The sequence below is a fragment of the Streptomyces lushanensis genome, assembly GCF_001700515.1.
Classification (GTDB): domain Bacteria; phylum Actinomycetota; class Actinomycetes; order Streptomycetales; family Streptomycetaceae; genus Streptomyces; species Streptomyces lushanensis.
The window spans coordinates 1-15690 of the sequence record NZ_MAUD01000238.1 but is presented as its reverse complement, the minus strand read 5'-3'; the positions used below and the strand labels follow the sequence as shown (position 1 = coordinate 15690).

The following is a 15690-nucleotide window of genomic DNA, read 5'->3' as shown; positions in this document are numbered from 1 at the left end:
ATCGCCGCGCTCCGTGAGGCCCTGTCCTACGCCTTCCGGCCCGCGCAGGCCACCCGTATCGAAGTGGTCGTCGACGCCGCCGCCCTGCCGTCCGGAAGCCGGGCGGCGGCGTCGACGACCACTTCGATACGGGTGGCCTGCGCGTGCCGGAAGGCGTTGGACAGGGCCTCACGGAGCGCGGCGATCAGATTCCGTCCGGCCAGTTCGCCGACGGCTGTGTCGACCTGTCCGAGAAAGCGGTGGCTCGGCCGGAAACCCAGCGGTACGGCCGCCATGTTGATCTCCCGCAGCACGCGCGTACGCACCCCGGCCGGCGCCTCGGCCGGCCCCTGCTGGAGCGCGAAGATGGCCGTACGGATCTCCTGGATGGTCACGTCCAGTTCGTCGACCGCCTTGTCGATGCCCTGGTGCACCTCGGGGGCGACCGTGCCGCGCTGGGCGGTCGCCAGCGTCATCCCGGTGGCGAACAGCCGCTGGATGACCAGGTCGTGGAGATCACGCGCGATCCGGTCCCGGTCCTCCAGGACGGCCAGCCGCTCCCGGTCCCGCTGGGCTTCGGCCATCATCAGCGCCAGCGCCGACTGGGCCGCGAACTGGTCGGCCAGGACGCGTTCCCGCTCCCCGAAACGGCGCGCGCCCCGTGCGCGGGGCATCACGAGAGCGCCGAGCACCCGGCCGTCGGCCCGCAGCGGCAGCAGCATGCCGGGGCCGAAGTCCGCGGCCAGGGCGGGTGTCACCCGCGGGTCGGTGGCGAGGTCGTCCACGAACAGGGACTCACCGGCCAGAAGCGTCCTGGTCACGGCGTTCTCGGCCGGGACGACACAGTTGCGCTTGACGGTCGGATGGTCGTCGGAGACGGCCACGACCTCCAGTGCGCCGTCCTCCGTGCGCAGCAGCACCACGCCGATGACCGAATCCGCCAGTCTGCGGATCTGCTCGGCGACCACGGACAGCGCTTCCGCGGCGCCTCCCGCGTCACCGCTGGTGAGCAGGGCGGTGGTGACGGCGACCGAGCCGTCGATCCATCGCTCGCGCTGTCTGGCCGCTTCGTACAGCCGCGCGTTGCCGATGGCGTTCCCGGCCTCGGTGGCGAGTACGCGCACCATGTGCACGTCGTAGTCGCTGAACTCGCCGCCGCCCGGCTTCTCGGCCAGATAGAAGTTGCCGAGGACCTCGCCCTGGGCGCGGATGGGAACATCGAGGAACGTCCGCACCGGCGGAGGTGCCGGAGGAAGTCCGGCGGCGCGCGGCCCGACGGCCGGATCGGCGAGCCGGATCGGCTCCTGGCCCCTCATCGGCACACCCGCAAGACCGGTGCGCCCATCGGGCGGGTGGCCGATCCGCCGGATCACGTCGCCGCCGGTGCCATGGCTCACGAAGTCCGAGTGGCTCTCGCCCGTCTCGTCGAGGACTCCGATCGCGGCGAAGCGGGCCCCGGCCAGTTCGGTGGCGGTCTCACAGATCCGGGCGAGTGTGGTGTGCAGTCCGCGGCCCGTACCGACGGAACACATCGCCTCCAGCAGCTGTGGCACTCGCGCGGTGTTCTCGACGGACAGGCCCTCCAGGCTGCTGGCGGCGCGGGTGACCGCGTCGAGAGGGCCCAGAGGCTCGGGCACTTTCATAAGCCAGAGCGTAGTAACTCCCATTTGATAGGGAAAGTCCACTTGCGCATCTCGCTCATCGGGCCGGTGACCCGGCAGGACCGTCGGCGACCGGTGGACAGCGGACAGCGATCAGCCGGTCATGAGCCGATCACCGGCCCGCTCACGCTCCAGCATCCGCCGCAGCGGCCCCTCGTCGGCCGCCAGCTCGGCGTAGGGGCCCCGCTGTACGGGACGGCCACCGTCGAGCACGATCACCTCGTCCACCCTGTCGAGCCCTCGCAAACGGTGGGTGATCAGCAGTGTCGTGCGGCCCTCCGTCGCCTCCAGCAGATCGGCGGTCAGCGCGTCCGCCGTCACCAGGTCCAGATGTTCGGCGGGCTCGTCCAGGATCAGCACCGGGAAATCGGCGAGGAGCGCGCGGGCCAGGGCCAGACGCTGCCGCTGGCCGCCCGAGAGCCGGGCGCCGTGCTCACCGACCAGGGTGTCGAGCCCGGCGGGCAGCCCGTCGACCCAGTCGAGCAGCCTGGCCCGGCGCAGAGCCTCACGCAGCTCGTCCTCGGTCGCCCCGGTACGGGCGAGCCTCAGGTTCTCGCGTACGGAACTGTCGAAGAGATGGGCGTCCTGCGCGCACAGCCCGACAAACCTCCGGACGGTGTCCCCGTCGAGCGCGGCCAGGTCCGTACCGCCGAGGCGGCAGTCGCCCTCGCGTGCGTCCAGGAAGCGCAGCAGCACCTGCGCGAGGGTCGTCTTGCCCGACCCCGAAGGCCCGACGACGGCGACCCGCTTCCCCGCGCTCAGCGTCAGATCGACACCGCTGAGCGCGTCCCGCCGCTGCCCCGCGTACCGCGCCGAGAGCCCTCGTACCTCCAGCGGGAACGGTGATACGGGAGAGACGGCCGGCCGCTCGGGCTCGTGTACGGGAACGGGGGCGTCCAGCACCTCGCACACCCGCTCCGCACCGCGCCTGGCCCGCTGCCGGTACCGCACGGCGAGCGGCAGCCCGGTCACCGCCTCGAACGCGGCGAGCGGAGTCAGGACGACCACGGCCAGCTCCACGCCGTCGAGGCGTCCCTCACGGACCGCCTGAACGCCCACGAGCGCCGCCGCGGCCACGGTCAGTCCACAGACCAGCGCGGAGAGTCCGCCGCCGAGCGCGTTGGCGCTCGCGCCACGCGCGGCGACGGCCGTCAGCGTTCCGTCGGCCTCGCGCACCCCGCGCATACGGCTCCGCAGCGCGCCCGCGACGGTCAGCTCCGCGGTGCCCCGGAGCAGATCGGTGACCCGGGTGGCCAGGAGTCCGCGCGCCGGGGCCGACCGCCGCTCGGTGCGGCGGGAGCAGGCGCCGCTCACCAGCGGAACGCCCACCCCGGCAAGGAGCAGCCCGGCGGCCAGTACGGCTCCCGCCTCCGGCAGCAGCCACGCGGTGAATCCGGCGGTCCCCATCCCGACGAGCAGGGCGGCACCGACCGGAAGCAGCCACCGGAGCCAGTAGTCCTGGAGCTCGTCCACATCGGCGACCAGCCGGGACAGCAGATCCCCGCGGCGGGTCTCGCGCAGTCCGGCGGGCGCGATGCGCTCCAGCCGCCGGTACACGGAAACCCTGAGATCGGCGAGCATCCTGAGCACGGCGTCGTGCGACACGAGGCGCTCGGCGTAGCGGAAGACGGCCCGCCCGATACCAAAAGCGCGGGTCGCCGTCACCGCGACCATCAGATGGAGAACGGGGGGCTGCTCGGAGGCGCGCGAGATGAGCCAGCCGGACACCGCCATGAGCCCGACGGCGCAGCCGAGGGCGCAACTGCCGAGAACCAGCGCCAGTACGAAACGTCCGCGCAGCGCTCCGGCGGCGGCTCTCATCCGCGCCAGTGGCCCCACGGCGGATCCGCCTCGCTCACCGGCCGCCCCGCGATCGGCCACCGGCACGGCGTGTCCACCGACGGCGTCGTCCCGGGCATCCGCGTCAACCTGTCCGCCGACCTCCCCATCGACCGAAGCCGCGGGCCCCGGCACAGAGTCCGCCGGCACGGACCCCATCGGCACAGAGCCCGCCGACGCAAGGCCGAGACCGTCGCGCTCCGCCACCGATCCGGAGGCTCCCGCCCCGCCCGCCAGCCGCTCCGGCAGCGCGATCACCCGGTCGGCCACCGCGAGCAGCGCCGGTCTGTGAACGACGAGCAGCACCGTACGGCCCAGGGCCAGCCGCCGTACCGCCTCGACGATGCCCGACTCCGTCCCAACGTCGAGCGCCGCCGTGGGCTCGTCCAGCAACAGCAGCGGCCGGTCGGCGAGAAAGGCCCTGGCCAGCGCGAGCCGTTGCCGCTGACCGGCCGAGAGCCCGGAACCGTCCTCACCGAGCCGGGTGTGCACGCCCTGCGGCAGCGCCGTCACGAACTCATCCGCGCCCGCCTCCCGCAGCGCGTCCAGGACCGCCGCGTCGTCCGCGTCCGGCCGGGCCAGCCGTACGTTCTCCGCGATCGTGCCCGCGAAGAGATACGGCTGCTGCGGAACCCAGGCGATCCGCTCCCGCCAGCCGTCCGGATCGAGGGAGGACAGATCGCGGCCGTCCACCCGTACCCGGCCCTCGTCCGGTGCGGTGAAGCCCAGCACCACCTGGAGCAGCGTCGACTTGCCGACGCCGCTCGGACCGACCAGGGCGACCGTCTCCCCCGGCTCGACCGTCAGCGTGGCCGCGTCCAGCGAGGCTTCCGTACGGCCCTGATGGCGGACGATCACACCGTCCAGCTCCAGCCTTGGCGCACCTGTACCTGGTATCTCTCCCCTACCGCCGGCCGCGGGCCCGGTCTCCAGGACCGTGAAGATCTCCTCGGCGGCCGACAGCCCTTCGGCCGCCGCGTGATACTGCGCGCCCACCTGCCGGATCGGCAGATAGGCCTCGGGCGCCAGGATCAGCACCACAAGCCCCGTGTACAGATCCAGATCGCCGTGCACGAGCCGCATCCCGATCCCGACCGCGACCAGAGCCACCGACAGCGTCGAGAGCAGTTCCAGCGCGAACGACGACAGAAAGGCGATACGCAGCGTCTGGAGGGTGGCCCGCCGGTACTCCGAGGTGATGGCGCGGATCGACTCGGCCTGCGCCTTGGCCCGACCGAAGACCTTCAGCGTCGGCAGTCCGGCGACCACATCCAGGAAGTGGCCCGACAGCCGGGAGAGCAGCCGCCACTGACGGTCCATCCGGGCCTGAGTCGCCCAGCCGATGAGCACCATGAACAGTGGGATCAGCGGCAGGGTCAGCACGATGACCGCCGCCGAGACCCAGTCCTCGGTGACGATCCTCGCCAGAACCGCCACCGGCACCACCACCGCGAGCCCCAGTTGGGGCAGATAGCGCGCGAAGTAATCGTCCAGAGCGTCCACACCGCGGGTGGCGAGCGCGACCAGTGAACCGGTGCGCTGCCCGCTCAGCCACCCGGGGCCGAGTGCGGTCGCCCGCTCCAGCAACTGTCCGCGCAGTTCCGACTTGACCGCCGCGCTCGCTCGATGGGCCGCCAGTTCGGTCAGCCAGGAGACCAGAGCACGCCCGACGGCGACGGCGACCAGCAGAAGCAACGCGGTGCGCAGCTCCGAAGCGTCGAGTCCGCGCTGGAACGCCCCGACCACCACCTCGGCGATCAGCATCGCCTGGGCGATCACCAGCCCCGCGCCGGCCACCCCCAGCACCACCACGGCGATCAGGAAGGAGCGAGTGGCCCTGGCATACCGCAGCAGACGCGGATCGACTGGTTTCACGTGAAACACCTCCTCCTACGGACCGGGCTCTGCGCGCGTACGTGTCGGCGGCTACGCATCGGCGATGTGCTGCGTTCCTATCCGCTTGCGGAACACCCAGTACGTCCATCCCTGGTAGAGCAGCACCAGCGGAGTCGCGATACCCGCGCACCAGGTCATGATCTTCAAGGTGTACGGAGTGGACGACGCGTTCGTCACCGTGAGGTTCCATGCCGGGTTCAGCGAGGACGGCATGACGTTCGGGAAGAGCGTCAGAAAGAGCATCGCCACCACGGCCACGATCGTCACGCCCGAGAGCGCGAACGACCAGCCCTCGCGTTTCGCCGCCATGGCCCCGATCGCGGCGACCAGTGCCACCACCGCCACGATCAGCGCGATCAGGCTCTTGCCGTCGCCCTTGTCCGCCTGGGTCCAGAGCAGAAAACCGAGCGCCGACAGGGCGGTCGGCACCCCGAGTCCGATCGCCAGCCTCCTGGCCCGGACCCGGATGTCTCCCACCGTCTTGAGCGCGGCGAACACCGTGCCATGGAAGGTGAAGAGAGTCAGGGTGACCAGGCCGCCGAGGAGCGCGTACGGATTGAGCAGATCCGCGACGTCGCCGATGTACTCCTTGTGCGCGTCGATCTTGACGCCGCGCACGATATTGCCGAACGCGACGCCCCAGAGCACGGCGGGCAGCAACGAGGTCCAGAAGATCGCGTGTTCCCAGTTGCGCTGCCAGCTCTCCTCGGGCCGCTTGGCCCGGTACTCGAAGGCGACACCGCGCACGATCAGACAGACCAGGATGAGCAGCAGCGGCAGATAGAAGCCCGAGAAGAGCGTGGCGTACCACTCGGGAAAGGCGGCGAAGGTCGCCCCGCCCGCACCGAGCAGCCAGACCTCATTGCCGTCCCAGACCGGCCCGATGGTGTTGATCAGGACCCGGCGTTCCTTGCGGTCGCGGGCCAGCAGTTTGGTGAGGACTCCGATGCCGAAGTCGAACCCTTCGAGAAAGAAGTAGCCGGTCCAGAGGACGGCGATCAGAACGAACCAGACGTCGTGGAGTTCCATGGCCATAGCTCCTCAGGTCCTCAGTACGAGAAGGCCATCGGCCGGTCGGCGTCCGTGTGGTCGCCGCCGATCCTTGTGGGCGGATGGAGGTCGGCGTCCGTCAGCTCCGGCGGGCCGGCCTTGACGTACTTGACCATCAGCTTGACCTCGACGACCGCGAGCACTCCGTACAGCAGGGTGAAGACGGTCATCGAGGTGAGGACCTCGCCCTGGGAGACTCCGGGGGAGACCGCGTCGGCCGTGCGGAGCACTCCGTACACGACCCATGGCTGGCGTCCCGTCTCGGTGAAGATCCAGCCCCAGGCGTTGGCGATCAGCGGGAAGAGCAGGGTCCAGAGGGCGACGATCCAGTACCACCTGGTGAGCTTCGGACTGAGCGCTCTGCGCCGGAGGAGCACCAGATGGGGCACTTCGTCCTCGCCCGTCCGCAGGGCGGGTGGCAGCAGGAACGTCCGCCGCGTCAGCCAGAGCCCCAGCAGACCGATGCCGAACGAGGCCATTCCGAAGCCGATCATCCAGCGGAAGCCCCAGTACGCGACCGGGATGTTGGGCCGGTAGTCGCCGGGACCGTATTTCTGCTGCTCGGACCTGTTGATGTCGTTGATACCGGGGACATGCGAGCTGAAGTCGTTGTCGGCGAGGAAGGAGAGCAGTCCGGGGACCTCGACGGCCACGGTGTTGTGGCCCTTCTCGACGTCTCCGTAGGCGAACAGCGAGAACGGCGCGGGCGACTCGCCCTCCCACAGGGCCTCCGCCGCCGCCATCTTCATCGGCTGCTGCTTGAACATGACCTTGGCGAGCGAGTCACCGCTCACAGCGGTGAGCAGTCCGGCGATCACAACGGTGACCAGGCCGAGGCGGAGCGAGGTCCGCATGACCGGTATGTGCTTACTCCGCGCGAGATGGAAGGCGGCGATACCGACCATAAAGGCACCGCCGACCAGGAAAGCGGCCGTCAGGGTGTGGAAGAACTGGGTGAGCGCGGTGTCCTGGGTCAGCACTTTCCAGAAGTCGGTGAGTTCGGCGCGGCCGGCTTCCTTGTTGATGCGATAGCCGACCGGATGCTGCATCCAGGAGTTGGCCGCCAGGATGAAGTAGGCGGAGAGGACCGTGCCGATCGAGACCATCCATATACAGGCCAGATGGATCTTCTTCGGCAGTTTGTCCCAGCCGAAGATCCACAGTCCGATGAAGGTCGACTCGAAGAAGAAGGCGATCAGCGCCTCGAAGGCGAGCGGAGCGCCGAAGACGTCGCCGACGAATCGCGAGTAGTCGGACCAGTTCATCCCGAACTGGAACTCCTGCACGATGCCGGTGACGACACCCATCGCGATATTGATCAGAAAGAGCTTGCCCCAGAACTTTGTGGCCTTGAGGTACTTGGGATTCTCCGTGCGGACCCACGCGGTCTCCAGGCCGGCCGTGAGCGCGGCGAGCGAGATCGTCAGAGGGACGAAGAGGAAGTGATAGACGGTGGTGATGCCGAACTGCCATCGCGCCAGGGTCTCCGGCGCCAGAGCGAGGTCCACGTCGTCTTCTCCTTACATCGCCGTGGTCACAGCGGCAGCTTGTCCCGTTCACCTAGGACATACGAGAGGAAACAGGACGTGCTTGTGAATGCGTTCACATTCACAAGCATTATGCCGCACACGCATCCGGACCTTCACGGGGGGGTCGGCATGCGTCGGGGCGGCCTCGAAGAGACCGCCCCGCACCACTCCCGTATCGCCCTCGTACGGCCGCACCAGACGCGCCGGACCAGACGCACTCCGCCGGCCCCGCCTCCGGCCTGCTCAGGCTCCGGCTACAGCTCCTTGCGGAACGCCTCGGCCGCCTGGAGGAAGACGTCATTGGCCTCGTGTTCGCCGATCGTGACCCGCACTCCCTCGCCCGCGAAGGGCCGTACGACCACACCGGCCGCCTCGCAGGCCGCCGCGAAGTCGAGCGTGCGCCCGCCCAGCCGCAGCCACACGAAATTGGCCTGGGTCTCGGGCACGGTCCAGCCCTGGTCGACCAGGCCCGCGTAGACCCGCGTGCGCTCGGCGACCAGCGCGCCGACCCGGCCCAGCAGTTCGTCCTCGGCACGCAGGGAGGCGATCGCCGCCTCCTGTGCGATCTGGCTCACACCGAACGGAACAGCGGTCTTCCGCAGGGCGGCGGCCACCGGTTCATGGGCGATCGCGAAGCCGACCCGCAGCCCGGCCAGTCCGTAGGCCTTGGAGAACGTACGCAGCACGGCCACATTGGGGCGCTCGCGGTAGATCTCCACGCCGTCCGGCACCCCCGCGTCGCGGATGAACTCGCGGTAGGCCTCGTCCAGCACCACCAGCACATCGCCCGGAACACGGTCGAGGAACCGTTCCAGCTCGGCGCGGCGCACCACTGTGCCCGTCGGGTTGTTGGGGTTGCAGACGAAGATCAGCCGGGTCCGATCGGTGATCGCGTCGGCCATCGCGTCCAGGTCGTGCACGTCGCCCGAGGTCAGCGGCACCTCTATGGAGGCCGCGCCCGAGATCCGGGTGATGATCGGATACGCCTCGAAGGAACGCCAGGCGTAGACGACCTCGTCACCGGGGCCCGAGGTGGCCTGGACGAGCTGCTGGGCCACGCCCACCGAGCCGGTGCCGGTCGCGAGATGCGCGACGGGCACGCCGAAGCGCTCCGCCAGCTCGTCCATCAGACCGGTGCAGGCCATGTCCGGGTAGCGGTTGAAGACGCCCGCGGCCGAGATCGCCCGCTCCATCACACCCGGCAGCGGCGGATACGGGTTCTCGTTGGAGGACAGCTTGTACGCGACGGGCCCTCCGGACGCGGCCGGCCTGCCCGGCTTGTAGGTGGGGATGCCGTCCAGCTCGGCGCGCAGCTTGGGGCTCGTCTCGCTCACCGCAGGTCCTCCTCGGCCGTTCACGGGTCCGTACAACTTCTCTGACGACTTCAACGACGACTTCAATGCTGTTCACCTTATGAGGATTCGCGGCTCCTGCGAACCCGGCCGCCGGACCACCACCCGGACCGCCGCGGGACCCCCGGAAGAAGGGGGCGCACTCGCTTCCATGGCGCGCGCCGGTGGCCCACTCCGTGGCGCGCGTCCCCCGTAGAGGTGAGTTGAGACCTCTTCGAAACATGGGCCCTACGACAGGCCCATACGGCTCGTTGCATGGCAGAACATCGCTACACCTGTTAATTCCTTTATGTTCCAAGGCCATTAACCACCTTCAACCATGCAAAAACGTGCCTGCCCATAGGTGATTGTGCGACCGGACCCACCGCCCGCCCGAGCCCTACTATCGGCTCGCCATGACAGCAGCAGGGAAACACCAGGTGAGCCGGACGGACACATCCCGCCGGGGAAGCCGGCAAGGTCGGGCGGGCATCCGGGACGTGGCCGCCGCAGCCGGTGTCTCCATCACGACTGTCTCGGACGCGCTCAACGGCAAGGGACGGTTACCCGACGCCACGCGACGCCATGTCCGAGAGGTCGCCGAACGCCTCGGCTATCGACCGTCCGCCGCCGCCCGAACCCTCCGTACCGGCAAGTCGGGCCTCATCGGCCTGACGGTCACGACGTACGGGGATGAACCTTTCACCTTCACCGAGTTCGCCTACTTCGCCGAGATGGCCAGGGCCGCCACCTCCGCCGCGCTCGCGCGCGGCTACGCCCTCGTCATCCTCCCCGCCACCTCCCGCCATGACGTCTGGGCGAATGTCGCCCTCGACGGCACCGTCGTCATCGATCCCTCCGACCACGATCCGGTCGTCACCGAACTCGTCCGCCAGGGCCTTCCCGTCGTCTCCGACGGCCGGCCCGCGGGCACCCTTCCCGTCACCGCCTGGGTCGACAACGACCACGAGGCGGCCGTCCTCGATCTGCTCGACCATCTCGCCGCGGCCGGGGCACGCCGGATCGGTCTGCTCACCGGCACCACCACGGACACCTACACCCGGCTCTCCACCACCGCCTACCTGCACTGGTGCGAACGCGTCGGCCAGGACCCGGTCTACGAGTCCTATCCCGCCCACGACCCGTGCGCCGGGGCCGTCGCCGCCGACCGGCTGCTGGCCCGCCCGGACCGGCCCGACGCCGTGTACGGGCTCTTCGATCCCAACGGCACCGATCTGCTCGCCGCCGCACGGCGGTACGGACTGCGCGTACCGGACGACCTCCTGCTCGTCTGCTGCAGCGAGTCCACCGTGTACGCGTCGACGGAACCGCCCATCACGACGCTGTCGCTCAAGCCGCGCCGTATCGGCACCGCCGTCGTCCAGCTCCTCATCGACGCCATCGAAGGGCTGGAGACCGACCGGCCGGTCGAGCAGGTCATACCGACCGAACTCATCGTCCGCACCTCCTCCCAGCGACGCCCTCCGCGCACCACGGTCAGCGCGCCCCGCTCTCCCGCGGGTGACTGACCGAAGGCCCCGACCTTTCGCATTTCGGGCGATCGGCGCGAAAACAGCCGCTGAACCGGAGGTGCAATCGGATTCACCACCCCTGGTGCGTCACACAGGACGAGCTGCATTCCTATGATGGGCGGACGACACCACGGACCTTCCCTCACCACCGGTGGACTCACCGCCACCGGCCGGACGGCCCGCGAGGTGTACGGCGGTACGACGGCGGTGGAGGGGTCGATGACACAGGGGGCCGGCCAGGGACCCGTGGTGCGGACGGCGACGTTGCGCGACTTCCGCGTACCGCCGTACGCACAGGTCCCCGTGCAGTCCGGACCGCCCGGACAGCCCGGCCCCACGGCCGGTCCCATGTCCGGGCACCCCGGCAACGCCGTCCCCGACGACGAGCTGCCGGAGGGCTACACCCCCACCGAGCGCGACCTCCCGGTGATCAACCGGGGGGACACGGTCCAGGTACGGGTGGCTCCCGTCGCCGATCCGTCGGGGGACGGCCTCGGCCCGCTCTACGTCGTCGGCGATGTCCACGGTTATCTCGACGAACTCCTCGTCGCGCTCGCCGGACAGGGGCTGATCGACACCGACGGCCACTGGACGGCGGGCAGCGCCCGCCTCTGGTTCCTCGGTGACTTCACCGACCGCGGTCCGGACGGTATCGGTGTCATCGACCTCGTCATGCGGCTCTCCGCGGAGGCGGCGGCGGCGGGCGGTTACTGCAAGGCCCTGATGGGCAATCACGAACTCCTGCTGATCGGTGCCAGGCGGTTCGGCGACACTCATGTCAACTCCGGCGCGGGCACGGCCACTTTCCAGGCCGCCTGGCTGCTGAACGGCGGTCAGCGCACCGATATGGAGCGCCTTCAGGACGTCCATCTCCAGTGGATGTCCCGGCTCGACGCGGTGGTCGAGGAGGAGGGGCATCTGCTGGTGCACTCCGACACGACGGCCTATCTGGACTACGGTTCCACGATCGAGGACGTCAACGACACCATTCACCAGATCCTGACGCGCAATGACGCGGACGAATGCTGGGATCTGTTCCGCAAGCTCACGAAACGCTTCGCGTTCCGCGACGAGGGCGGCCCGCAGGCAGTTCAGGAACTGCTCTCCAAGTACGGCGGACAGCGCATCGTCCATGGCCACAGCCCTATTCCCTATCTGCTGGGCGAGGTCGGCACCGAAGATGTCCCGGACGGCGAGCCCGACACCGGACCGGTGGTGGAAGGGCCACATGTATATGCCGACGGACTTGCCATCGCGATGGACGGTGGAGTGACCATGGCGGGAAAGCTGCTGGTCGTCCGGCTTCCCCTGGAGAACTGAAACTCCGTCACGCGGTGATTTCCGCAAACCCCCTGTCACCACGCACCGGAAGAGCTCTACCATCGGTTTATCCGTAGCAGGCTCTCCTCCGTTTTCGCCAACCGCCCGTCCTGTGCGGGCGAGACCCTGTTCGGCGGATCTTCGGGGATCAATCAGGCCGGGGCGTCTGGTGCGGTGACTCGCAAGGCAAAGGATCGTCGCCGACGGCCTGGACGTACTCGGCCGACTCCGACAACGCGGCGAGGTGCCGTGCCAGGCGTTCCGGACCCGCGAAGATCCGCCGGACAGGGCCTCACCGGCCCTACGGAGCATCGGGGGATGCACATGAACAGCGCTCCACACCTGCTGAGCGAGGATCGCGCGGAATTCGAGCGGATCCTCGATGACGTACTGCGCAACGCACACGACCGGCCCGATCTCGACACGGCGGGCGAGCGGCTCAACAACGAGCAGCTGCGCACCATGGCGCTGAACGCCACAGCGCCGATCACCACGGCGGCCGCCGCCGAGTACGAGCACTACAGAAAGATCCGCGAGGAGTCGCGCTCGCCGGGGCCTTCCGTCTCGGTCCACGATTCCGTGCTGGAGCCCGAGGGAGGCGAGCCGACGGGATCCGGCGCGGGGCTGACGGCTGTTGTCACCGTGCTGCTCCCGGTGCTCGGGGGCACCGCCGCGGTGATCTTCCTGATCGTCGGCTATCTCCTCAAGGCGCTCAGCCAGCCGCCCGCGTTCGCCGACAGCCTGGTCGCCGTGGGCTGGTTCTTCGGTGCCGTCACCGCGTTGGGCATCCTGGCCGCCGCGACGGGTCTGCTGATCACGGCCCTGCGCAACAGCTCGACCCAGCTTCCCGCCGAGGAGCCGACGACCGGTGAGCTGCCGGACGAAGTCGCCCGTGCGCGGGAGGCCTGGCGCCATGCGCTGCTGGAGCGCGGCATCCTGCCCTTCCTGCGCGCCGCTCTGGCCGACCCGAGTGCGGATCCGACCGCTCCACCGCCCAAGTCGATCAAGCATCTGCCCAGGATCGGCTACAGCCGGCCCGACTTCACCAGCCCGGACGAGGGCGCCACCACCGGCCAGCGCCCGAGCTTCACCAGCCCGGACTTCACCAGCCCCGACTTCGGCGGACCGGACCACCGTCCGGAGTGACCCCCGTTGCCGGCGGCACCGGGGACGTTGTCACCCGAGGGGTGTCCCGTAGTCCCGAGTCCGCCGGGGGTTACGGGACACCCTCGGACCCTGTCCGGCCGATATGAGCGGCGGGGCCGACAGGCCGCCGCCGCTCATATGAACTGGCGGTCGGCCGACTGAAGTGCCGGTCGGTCGACCAGCGGATCAGTCGGCCAGCGGCAGATACACGCGATTGCCGCTCGCCGCGAACTCCTTGGACTTCTGGGCCATGCCCGCCTCGATCTCGGCGGTTCCGAACACCGCGCCCTCCGTCCCGGCGCCCTCCGTCCCGCTGCTCGCCAGGTCGCCGCCGTGTCGCTGCCTGATGTCCTGCGAGATCTTCATCGAGCAGAATTTGGGGCCGCACATCGAGCAGAAGTGAGCCGTCTTCGCCGGTTCCGCCGGGAGGGTCTCATCGTGGAACTCCCGGGCCGTGTCCGGGTCGAGGGCCAGATTGAACTGGTCCTCCCAGCGGAACTCGAACCGGGCGTCGGAGAGGGCGTCGTCCCAGTCCTGCGCTCCCGGGTGGCCCTTGGCGAGATCCGCCGCGTGGGCCGCGATCTTGTAGGTGATGACACCCGTCTTGACGTCGTCCCGGTTCGGCAGACCGAGGTGCTCCTTGGGCGTGACGTAGCAGAGCATCGCCGTCCCCCACCAGGCGATCATCGCCGCGCCGATCCCGGAGGTGATGTGGTCGTACGCCGGAGCCACATCGGTCGTCAGCGGGCCGAGCGTGTAGAACGGCGCCTCCTCGCAGATCTCCTGCTGGAGGTCGATGTTCTCCTTGATCTTGTGCATCGGGACATGGCCCGGTCCCTCGATCATCGTCTGCACGCCGAGCCGCTTCGCGGTCGAGTTCAGCTCCCCGAGGGTACGCAGTTCGGCGAACTGGGCCTCGTCGTTGGCGTCCGCGATGGAGCCCGGCCGCAGACCGTCCCCCAGGGAGTACGTCACGTCGTACGTCGCGAGGATCTCGCACAGCTCCTCGAAGTTCTCGTACAGGAACGACTCCTTGTGATGCGCCAGGCACCAGGCCGCCATGATCGAGCCGCCCCGCGAGACGATGCCGGTCTTACGGCGCGCTGTCAGCGGCACATACCGCAGCAGCACCCCGGCGTGGACCGTCATGTAGTCGACGCCCTGCTCGGCCTGCTCGATGACCGTGTCCTTGTAGATCTCCCAGGTCAGCTCCTCGGCCCTGCCGTCGACCTTCTCCAGCGCCTGGTAGAGCGGCACGGTGCCGATCGGGACGGGGGAGTTGCGCAGCACCCACTCGCGCGTGGTGTGGATGTTGCGGCCGGTGGAGAGGTCCATGACCGTGTCGGCGCCCCAGCGCGTCGCCCAGGTCATCTTCTCCACCTCCTCCTCGATGGAGGAAGTGACCGCGGAATTGCCGATGTTGGCGTTGACCTTGACCAGGAACCGCTTGCCGATGATCATCGGCTCGATCTCCGGATGATTGACATTCGCCGGCAGTACGGCCCGGCCCGCGGCGATCTCCTCGCGGACGACGTCCGGGGACACGTTCTCGCGGATCGCGACGTACTCCATCTCCGGTGTGATGTCTCCACGACGGGCGTACGCAAGCTGTGTCACCGCCTGACCGCTCCGGCTCCGGCGCGGCTGACGCGGCCGGCCCGGGAAGACCGCGTCGAGGTTGCGCAGCCCTCCGCGCGGCGCCGTGTGCTTCAGTCCGTCGTCCTCGGGCCGGACCGGCCGGCCCGCGTACTCCTCGGTGTCACCGCGCCCGATGATCCAGTTCTCCCGCAGCGGCGCGAGACCGCAGCGTACGTCGGTCTCGACGGTGGGATCGGTGTACAGCCCCGACGTGTCGTACAGCGTCACGTCCTTGCCATTGGTGAGATGCACCCGGCGGACCGGCACTTGGAGATCGGGGCGTGAGCCCTGGACATATCCCTTGTGCCAGCCGATGGACCTCTGGGCCTCGCTCGGATCTCCCGAATCGGAGGCAGACGTGTGTGCGTCCTGAACGGTCATGAGACCTACTCCCTACGCCGGCATTACCCGGTAACAGGTTCAGCGGTCGGCGCAGCTCAGGGGTCCTGGGGATACGTCCCGGGACTACACAGTCAGCGCCCTCTCAGCCCGGTGCTCCGAGCTCCCGCGTGTGCAAAAGGTGCCCCCACGCTAGCGTCATATCCGGCGTGCTGAACAGAGGGCCTCCGGCTTCTTGCGATGATCGGAGGGTGACCTCACCCCAGCAGACCCACGAATCACACGGACACTCGCACAGCCATGGCCCCGCCGCGCCGGTCTCCCGGCACCTTCGCAAGGTCATCGCCGCGGTCCTGATTCCGTTCGCGACCGCGGTGGTCGTCGGGCTGGCCGTGCTCTGGCCGGGTGGCACACCGGCGCAAGAACGCAC

At 69.2% G+C, this 15690-nt stretch carries 9 protein-coding genes and 1 pseudogene; 4 read left to right on the top strand and 6 right to left on the bottom strand.

Annotated elements, in window-relative coordinates:
• Positions 1-26: 26 nt before the first annotated feature.
• The 5 genes from BFF77_RS20155 to hisC form a co-directional block, all read right to left on the bottom strand.
• Positions 27-1622: a GAF domain-containing sensor histidine kinase gene (locus BFF77_RS20155; RefSeq protein ID WP_079125321.1), complete on the bottom strand. Its 1596-nt coding sequence runs from the start codon at positions 1620-1622 to the stop codon at positions 27-29.
• A 111-nt stretch (positions 1623-1733) separates the two neighbouring features.
• Positions 1734-5354: a thiol reductant ABC exporter subunit CydD gene (gene cydD / locus BFF77_RS20150; protein WP_066951845.1), complete on the bottom strand. Its 3621-nt coding sequence runs from the start codon at positions 5352-5354 to the stop codon at positions 1734-1736.
• 51 nt (positions 5355-5405) lie between these two features.
• The gene (cydB, locus tag BFF77_RS20145) at positions 5406-6404 is read right to left on the bottom strand and encodes a cytochrome d ubiquinol oxidase subunit II (protein WP_066951843.1); all 999 of its coding nucleotides are present in this window, start codon (positions 6402-6404) and stop codon (positions 5406-5408) included.
• A 20-nt stretch (positions 6405-6424) separates the two neighbouring features.
• Entirely contained in the window at positions 6425-7933 is a 1509-nt protein-coding gene (locus tag BFF77_RS20140; protein ID WP_066951840.1) for a cytochrome ubiquinol oxidase subunit I, read from the bottom strand.
• A 275-nt stretch (positions 7934-8208) separates the two neighbouring features.
• The gene (gene hisC, locus BFF77_RS20135; RefSeq protein ID WP_066951837.1) at positions 8209-9288 is read right to left on the bottom strand and encodes a histidinol-phosphate transaminase; all 1080 of its coding nucleotides are present in this window, start codon (positions 9286-9288) and stop codon (positions 8209-8211) included.
• 413 nt (positions 9289-9701) lie between these two features.
• Here hisC and BFF77_RS20130 point away from each other — a divergent pair, with 413 nt between their 5' ends.
• The 3 genes from BFF77_RS20130 (at position 9702) to BFF77_RS20120 (ending at position 13283) form a co-directional block, all read left to right on the top strand.
• Positions 9702-10814 (top strand): LacI family DNA-binding transcriptional regulator, encoded by a 1113-nt coding sequence (locus tag BFF77_RS20130; protein ID WP_066951829.1) that lies wholly within the window; start codon positions 9702-9704, stop codon positions 10812-10814.
• A 222-nt stretch (positions 10815-11036) separates the two neighbouring features.
• Positions 11037-12137, top strand: a complete 1101-nt coding sequence (locus BFF77_RS20125; RefSeq protein ID WP_066951849.1) for a metallophosphoesterase — start codon at positions 11037-11039, stop codon at positions 12135-12137.
• 318 nt (positions 12138-12455) lie between these two features.
• Complete coding sequence (locus tag BFF77_RS20120; RefSeq protein ID WP_066951827.1) at positions 12456-13283, top strand: hypothetical protein; 828 nt, start codon at positions 12456-12458, stop codon at positions 13281-13283.
• Positions 13284-13469: 186 nt separating this feature from the next.
• Here the strand turns inward: BFF77_RS20120 and thiC are convergent, their stop codons facing one another.
• Positions 13470-15302, bottom strand: a complete 1833-nt coding sequence (thiC, locus tag BFF77_RS20115) for a phosphomethylpyrimidine synthase ThiC (protein WP_066951826.1) — start codon at positions 15300-15302, stop codon at positions 13470-13472.
• Positions 15303-15511: 209 nt separating this feature from the next.
• Here thiC and BFF77_RS36970 point away from each other — a divergent pair.
• Positions 15512-15690: pseudogene (locus BFF77_RS36970) on the top strand (YibE/F family protein); the annotation flags it as partial.